General features: G+C 44.6%; 7 protein-coding genes. 3 read left to right on the plus strand and 4 right to left on the minus strand.

Features of this window, described 5'->3' with window-relative positions; genetic code table 11:
* Window positions 1-189: 189 nt before the first annotated feature.
* Together QUB20_RS27525 and psaM are read right to left on the minus strand one after the other, a co-directional pair.
* Entirely contained in the window at window positions 190-603 is a 414-nt protein-coding gene (locus QUB20_RS27525; RefSeq protein WP_333249236.1) for a slr1601 family putative cell division protein, read from the minus strand.
* A 285-nt stretch (window positions 604-888) separates the two neighbouring features.
* Complete coding sequence (gene psaM / locus QUB20_RS27530) at window positions 889-984, minus strand: photosystem I reaction center subunit XII (RefSeq protein WP_015174804.1); 96 nt, start codon at window positions 982-984, stop codon at window positions 889-891.
* A 338-nt stretch (window positions 985-1,322) separates the two neighbouring features.
* Between psaM and QUB20_RS27535 the strand changes: the two genes are divergently transcribed.
* A complete protein-coding gene (locus tag QUB20_RS27535) occupies window positions 1,323-2,093 on the plus strand; it encodes a TerC family protein (protein WP_333244043.1) in 771 nt (256 codons plus the stop codon).
* A 486-nt stretch (window positions 2,094-2,579) separates the two neighbouring features.
* Here the strand turns inward: QUB20_RS27535 and QUB20_RS27545 are convergent, their stop codons facing one another.
* A complete protein-coding gene (locus QUB20_RS27545) occupies window positions 2,580-3,668 on the minus strand; it encodes an ABC transporter ATP-binding protein (RefSeq protein WP_333051761.1) in 1,089 nt (362 codons plus the stop codon).
* Window positions 3,669-3,794: 126 nt separating this feature from the next.
* On the opposite strand from QUB20_RS27545, the gene QUB20_RS27550 reads away from it, so the two are divergent.
* Both QUB20_RS27550 and QUB20_RS27555 read left to right on the plus strand, forming a co-directional pair.
* Window positions 3,795-5,501: an iron ABC transporter permease gene (locus QUB20_RS27550; protein ID WP_333249239.1), complete on the plus strand. Its 1,707-nt coding sequence runs from the start codon at window positions 3,795-3,797 to the stop codon at window positions 5,499-5,501.
* A gap of 231 nt (window positions 5,502-5,732) precedes the next feature.
* The gene (locus QUB20_RS27555) at window positions 5,733-6,254 is read left to right on the plus strand and encodes a pentapeptide repeat-containing protein (RefSeq protein WP_333244049.1); all 522 of its coding nucleotides are present in this window, start codon (window positions 5,733-5,735) and stop codon (window positions 6,252-6,254) included.
* 65 nt (window positions 6,255-6,319) lie between these two features.
* Here the strand turns inward: QUB20_RS27555 and QUB20_RS27560 are convergent, their stop codons facing one another.
* On the minus strand, window positions 6,320-7,369 hold the full coding sequence (locus tag QUB20_RS27560; RefSeq protein ID WP_333051751.1) for a Fe(3+) ABC transporter substrate-binding protein: 1,050 nt from the start codon (window positions 7,367-7,369) through the stop codon (window positions 6,320-6,322).
* Between the last annotated feature and the right edge of the window lie 223 nt (window positions 7,370-7,592).

Consider the following 7,592-nt stretch of genomic DNA (forward strand, 5'->3'; position numbering starts at 1 on the left):
CCGTCCTTTTTGGACGGGCGGGACGCCCATCCCACAATAACAATTAAAATTGTAAGTTATTTAATTCGCGATCCTTAAAAGTGATATCACGTCCGACATATTCATCTGTAATTGTTCGCTGTGCGAACCAATGACATACAAGAATGATGCACATCGGACGTGATATCAAAACCCAAAACAGCCGTTCCCTTAAGGTTGGGGGGTTGATTCCTCGGCGTCGGGCACCTCGGCTTCTTGCAAAATCACCGGACGCTGCTGCGGGTCAGCTTGGTTGCTTTGCTCTTGCATCACAGTTTTAGCAAGACTAGGGTCAAAGTAGCGGTTAAAATCCGATCGCGAGCGATCGACTCGCCCTTGGGTAAGATTGACTTCAGCTTGGATTTCGTGCAATTTTTCTTGCACCGCCCGGTAGTGAGGCCAAAGCTGAAGCAAAGCAGAAGTGGCACAGACTGAAAGTACCATGTTGACTGCCAACTTGACCCCTGTTTCGGCCGCGAGGGTTTGGTGAGGGTAGGAACGCTGGCGGCTGCTGCGACGAGGAGTAACCCGAGGGGATTTTTTTACGGGACGCAGTGGGGTAACGGGGGGTTGAATCGCTTGCATAATTTTTTTTCAAATACCTGAGACTGACGTTTTAGAGTTCAACAGAGCAAATTCTGAGCTTAACGCACACTCGCCGCTGTTTGTCAGGGTGCTGACAGCCAAAATTGTTGAGACAAAGGTGACGCCTGAAGACGGAATTTCCCCATAAAAATGCCTGCCCTTGCAGTCTCGTCTTGCTGAACACAAACAATCTACTGCACTGGGGCAGCAATTGTCTGTATCTGTAATGCGAGAGATTTAACTGCTCAGGCAGGCGTTTTGCGGTTCGCAACTGTTGTCTGGAAACTATTTGTACAGTTCAGTTGACAGCCGGAAAGCCAAGATTCCGGGAATCAAAGCAATTACGAGCGCTACGTAGACTTGGGTATCTGTTAAAGACATATTCGCAAAACTCCTTTTCGCGGGGACGAGCTTTCACCAATTTGAGACAAATTGGCGCTTTTGGGAATCATTTGTTACAACTTGCAACACAAATGGTGCGTCCGGGGAGGAGTGGGGCAGTAGCGCAGTGGCGCAGTGGCGGAGTTTTTGAGTGTCGGAGGGGGAGAATTTTTCTTTGTTTCCTGGGACTGCTTCCTTCGGACGTTGTTCGGACGATCGCCTCCCACAGAATTACCGCGTTAGGTTAAGATTTAAGTGAAGGTGAAACTAATGTTAGACAGAGCGGGTAATTTGCGCTGCGCTCGACCCTTGCCAATTTTAGGTGCACAAAATAGTTAATGCTAGATCAATTTCTCGACGCTTCACCCAATTTTGGAGTTGACGGCTTTTTATTATTGTTGGTTTTGGTGGCTTTGGAGGCTGTACTTTCGGCTGACAACGCGATCGCCCTGGCGTCTATTTCTAAAGGTTTGGAAGATGCCAAGGATCAGCAAAGAGCTCTCAACTTGGGTTTGATAATTGCTTTTGTACTGCGGATCGCCCTAATTTTAACGGCTACTTGGGTGATCCAATACTGGCAGTTTGAGCTGCTTGGTGCTCTCTACCTGCTGTGGCTTGTTTTCCAACATTTTACTTCAGATACAGACTCTGAAGGAGAACATCACGGGCCCAGATTTGCGTCTGTGTGGCAAGCAATTCCCATGATTGCTTTTACGGATTTAGCGTTTTCATTGGATAGCGTTACTACTGCGATCGCTGTGTCTGACAACACTTTTATCGTAGTAACAGGCGCTACTATTGGAATTATTGCCCTGCGATTCATGGCAGGGTTGTTCATCCGCTGGCTGGATGAGTTCGTTCACCTAGAAAGTGCTGGTTACATCACAGTTGGGTTCGTGGGAATGCGGTTGTTGGTGAAAGTAATTAATCCCGATTTAGTTCCGCCGCAATGGCTGCTAGTTTCCAGTATCGTCTTGATGTTTGTCTGGGGATTTTCTAAGCGTACTCCTGAGTCAGTCGAGATTGCAAAATCTCTAGAAATGGCTCTGAATCAGCAGGATTCAGAAGTTGCTGTGCCGGAATCGCAAGGAAAAAAGTCCGAAATTTAAGATACTTTCATTTGAATAAAATTAGCTTAAATCTGTCAAACCAACCAGATTGAAGGCTGGTCAAAACGTGCAAAAGCCTTTCATCCCGGTGACTTTAGTCCGGGGATGAAAGGCTTTTATTTTTTAATATTGTTCCCTTCAGTAGCCGATCGAACTTATGGGAGTAAAATTGGGCCTATGGGAAGGCATTTATCAAAATCAGACTCAGCAATGGTTAGAGTGGTGGGATAGCTAGGGGAATTCGTTGCTGACGGGGTTGGTGGCATATTGGCGATCGATCCGGATCTGATTTGAGCCTTGGTGGTAGCTGTATTTTTTGAGGAGAGGGAAAGAGGGCGAGCGATGGGAAGGAGTTGCGGGCGATCGCATTTCACCTGTCGGGAAAAAATGTAACCTTCCTGTTGAGTGGCTGCAAATAACCTTTTCTACATAGGAGAACGGTTTTAGATTCTTTTTGGGAGATGTCTATTAGCAATTAGCCATTAGCTATGGCTTAGGCTTACCCACAAAGAAAGCTAAGGGAGAATTATCACCACAAGATAACCGAACTTTAGAACCAATAGGAAAAACATTTCCTGTGGTTGTGAGGGCATATAACTTTTCGCCAGAAGGTGTTTTTAAACAATAACGATTTTCTCTGCCTAAAAATTGGCGATCGCAAACCACAACAGGCGAATCTTCATCTAAGTATAAACTCCAGTCTTCCTGCCGGATCATCAATTCTCCTTGAGTAGAAACATCACAGGGAACTTGTGAACATGAATCTCGTTTAACAGCAAAACAACCTACTTCTGTTTCCCAAAAATCCTGCTTCAGCGATGCAGACACAAAATTAGCTTGCGTCACAAACTCAGCCACAAATCGAGATGCTGGTTCTTGATAAACTTCCTCTGGAGTGCCAAACTGTTCTAATTGGCCTTGACGCATCACCGCTACCCAATCTGAAATTGAAAGTGCTTCTTCGCGATCGTGGGTGACAAATACACCAGAGGTTCCCGTTGCTTTGAGAATCTCGCGGACTTCCTGACGCAATCTTAACCGTACTTGTACATCTAAATTACTCAATGGTTCATCTAGTAAAATAATCGCAGGTCTAGGGGCTAAAGCACGCGCCAGGGCCACTCGCTGTTGCTGACCCCCGGATAATTCATGGGGATAACGGTTTTCTAATCCTTCTAATCCCACCAACGCTAATGCTTCGGTGACACCTTTCTGAATATTATGCTTTGACTCTTTTCCTTGATGCGTCAAGCCAAAAGCTACATTTTTCGCGACTGTCAAATGGGGGAAGAGTGCATAGTCTTGAAACACCATACCAATGTCTCGCTGTTCCGGCGCGACTGACATATTAACACTGGCTACAGTTTTCCCTGCTAGGGCGATCGTCCCTGCTTGTAGCTGTTCAAAACCCGCAATTAACCGCAGCAACGTTGTTTTCCCACAACCCGATGGCCCCAACAACCCCAGTATGTCTCCCTGATGTAAGGTCAGGGTGACAGATGCCACCGCAGGTGATGCAGCTTGGGCATACTGTTTTGTTACACCATCCAAATGCAGAATTATCGGTCGAGCCATTATTGCTATAAATAATCAACAACTTACTATTCTACAATATACCAGTTTAGTGAGATTAATTATCATAAAGGCTTGACAAATGTTTACAACTACTGATAAACTAGCAGGCTAGACTTTTTACTAGCGATGAAAAATTCCCAAAAATCACTACAGCAAACAGGAATCAGGACAATCCAATGGCGATCGACCTTACGCGGTTTATCGGCGAGTGGGTGGACAGTTGCAATTATCGCTTTAGCATTGCCGATCGCCATACCAGTGATCAGTGTCTTATCCAGTATCTTTTTTGAAGCTAAAGATACATGGCAACATTTAACCGATACAGTTTTAACCCGTTATATCATCAACTCTTTTTGGTTAATGATCGGTGTAGGCTTGGGTGTTGTCGTGATTGGCGTAGGATGTGCGTGGCTAGTAACAATGTGTCGCTTTCGGGCCAGTCGCGTATTTGAATGGGCATTACTGTTACCCTTAGCGGCCCCAGCTTATGTCCTAGCTTATACTTATACAGACTTTTTAGAATTTTCCGGCCCAGTTCAAAGTGCTTTGCGTTATATTTTTGGCTGGAGTTATGGAGACTATTGGTTTCCTAACGTGCGATCGCTCCCTGGAGCAATCTTAATGCTAATCTTAGTTTTATATCCCTACGTCTACCTATTAACAAGAGTTGCCTTTTTGGAGCAATCAACTTGTACCCTAGAAGCTAGTAGAATACTCGGCTGTAGCCCTTGGCGCAGTTTTATGACAGTTGCCTTACCAATGGCAAGACCCGCAATTGTTGCAGGTTTAGCACTGGCTTTGATGGAAACTCTCAACGATTATGGTACTGTTCAGTATTTTGGAGTGGATACATTCACCACAGGTATTTATCGGACTTGGTTTGGCATGGGAGAACGAATTGCAGCCAATCAATTAGCGGCGATGCTATTATTATTTGTTCTGGGTTTAATATTACTAGAACGCTGGTCGCGGAGTCGGACTAAATATTATCAAGCTAGCAGCCGCTATCGCCAACTACAAACTTATCAACTTAAAGGAATCAGGGAAATCTTAGCGGTAACTGCTTGTTTGATGCCGCTGTTTTTGGGTTTTTTATTGCCAGGAGGTCTTTTAGTAAAGTTGACCTTAGCTAATTGGCAACTCACCTTAGATGAACGCTTTTGGATATTTGCCCGTCATAGTTTAATTTTGGCAACACTGACAGCAATTTTAGCCGTAGTTATTGCCTTGATTATGGCTTATGGGTTACGGTTATATCCTAATTTAGGAGTGCAGTTAGGCACTAGAGTTGCGGCAATGGGCTATGCTGTACCTGGATCTGTGATTGCAGTTGGGATTATGGTTCCCATTGGAAAAATGGACAATCTATTTGATAGTTGGATGCGTGAAAACTTTGGAATTTCTACAGGCTTGTTGTTAAGTGGTACGATCGCAGCTTTGGTATTTGCTTATATAGTTCGCTTCCTTGCTGTTTCTTTAAATGCGGTGGAGTCAAGTTTGGGCAAAATCAAGCCTAATTTAGATGATGCGGCGAGAAGTTTGGGTTATAGCCCGATGCAAACTTTAGTTACAGTTCATACACCAATGATGACGGGAGGTCTACTAACTGCCATGATGTTAGTATTCGTTGATGTCATGAAAGAGTTACCTGCTACTATAATTATTAGACCGTTTAACTTTGATACCTTGGCTGTGCGAACTTATCAACTTGCCTCAGATGAGCGCTTGGCTGAAGCTTCTGGCCCAGCATTGGCAATTGTTTTAGTGGGGATGTTACCGGTTATTTTATTAAGTTGGAAAATTGCGCGATCGCGCAAGTCTTCAACACAATAACCGCCAAATCTCTTCCCTGCTTGCAGAGGTGATTGATTCTTTTAAAGCTATAGTCCGACAGGGGTTGAAACCCCTGTCTCATAGCGAAAGTCGTCTGAAGACGACTATACAGCTAGGATTTCAGTCGGTTTCAACCGACTTTAGCTATAAGAGGGGGAATTTATTCCCTGGCGGGTTTCAGGAGAATGTATCAACCCTTCATCCCTCTTCCTTTTTCTTTCATAAATCAAGATGATTAATAAAAATTCAGCAATGTTTATCCGCACTACTGGCACAATTTCCTTGTTACTACTTACTATTTTTGTCACCTTTGGATGCCAAAAACAGGTGGCGGGTCCCCTCGAAACATTACAAAAAACTAAGCAATGTCCAGGATGTGACCTGACTGATACTAAGTTAAGTGACATTGATTTAACAAGCGCTAATCTCAATGGTGCTAAGTTGGAAGGTGCTATGCTAGAAAATGTCAAACTTAATGAAGCCTTACTCGATAGCGTCAATCTCAAAGGTGCAAATTTAAAAGGTGCTTCTCTGGAAAAAGCAGGTTTATTTTCTGCCGATCTCACAAATGCTGATTTGAGTAATGCAAATCTCAAGGGGGCTTTTTTGCGAGGTGCAAAACTGAATAATGCCAATCTTAGTAATGCCGATTTAAGTGAAACTGACTTAAATAGTGCTGATTTGACTGGGGCTAACCTCAAAGGGGCAAACCTGAAAGGCGCTATCATGCCGGATGGTAAAATTAAAAATTAAAGTTGATGGGATTCGGCGGTTTCAACCGCCGAATCACAAAGAGTAGCTTCTTGTTCAAAAAGCCTCTATTTCCATCCGGCCCGATCGGCAACCTTTAAAGCTTCGGGGTTATTTTTCCCAAACACATCAGGGTTGAGAGGGTCAGATTTGAATGTACCAAAACTTGCCACTACAGGATCGATCGCCACACCTGAAATCACAGGGTATTCGTTATTACTCCTAGCAAAAAGCTGTTGCGCTTCGCGGCTGGCTAGGTGTTCCAAGAATTTGATCGCGCCTGCTTTGTTACGGGAGGTTTTGACTACACCGCCACCACTAATGTTGACGTGGGTACCGCGATCGCGTTGGTTGGGGAAAAATACACCTACTTTCGCCGCGATCGCCTTTTCTGCTGGATCTTTCGATTTCATTAAGCGAGCTACATAATAGGTATTAACAATGGCAAGATCGCCTACCCCATCAGCAACAGCCTTGATTTGTGCCGTATCATTTCCCTCTGGAGGACGCGCAAAATTAGCCACCAATCCTCGCGCCCAAGCTTCTGTTTTTTGAGCTCCATGAGCTGCTAACATAGCCCCAACCAGAGACTGATTATAGATATTAGTGGACGATCGCACTAAAACTTTGCCTTTCCACCGAGGTTCTGTCAGCGCCTCATAGGTTGACAATTGGGCAGGGTTCACCTTGCTTTTGTTGTAAACAATCACCCGTGCCCGGCGCGATAGACCAAACCAGAAACCTTGAGGATCTCGCAAACTTGCTGGAATTGCCGATGTCAGGACTGTTGAAGAAACAGGTTGCAGAATACCTGCTTGTTTTGCCCGCCACAAACGCCCACCATCCACCGTGATGAAAACATCAGCGGGGCTATTTGCACCTTCACTTCTGATCCGTTCAATTAGTTGGTCAGCATCCGCCTCAACGAGGTTAACCTTGATCCCAGTTTTTTTGGTGAAGCTTTGGTACAACTCATTATCAGTATCGTAGTGACGTGCTGAATAAAGGTTGAGAGTGCCGGTTTGGGCTGCGACAGGGGCTTTTTTGGTTAGTTCCCCCACGGCCACGACAGCCATTGCTGTACCGCTGGCAAGAAAAATACGCCGAGAAATGCTCATTGTTCTATAATGATAGATTTTTTCATCTGGTAATTGACACGATGGTCTATCTACAGCCATCTATAGTCATTGCTTTACTATATTAATGCAAGTAATTCTTATTTGATGATCGAGAGCGTAACTATTTTATGGCTGACGCACTGCTGGTCAATCGATTTTAGATTTTAGATTTTAGATTTTAGAGGCGACCCCACGGATAAATGCTCTTTCTTGAGGATTTTCG

The organism is Microcoleus sp. B4-C2 (assembly GCF_036705265.1).
In the GTDB taxonomy this organism is placed as follows: domain Bacteria; phylum Cyanobacteriota; class Cyanobacteriia; order Cyanobacteriales; family Microcoleaceae; genus Microcoleus.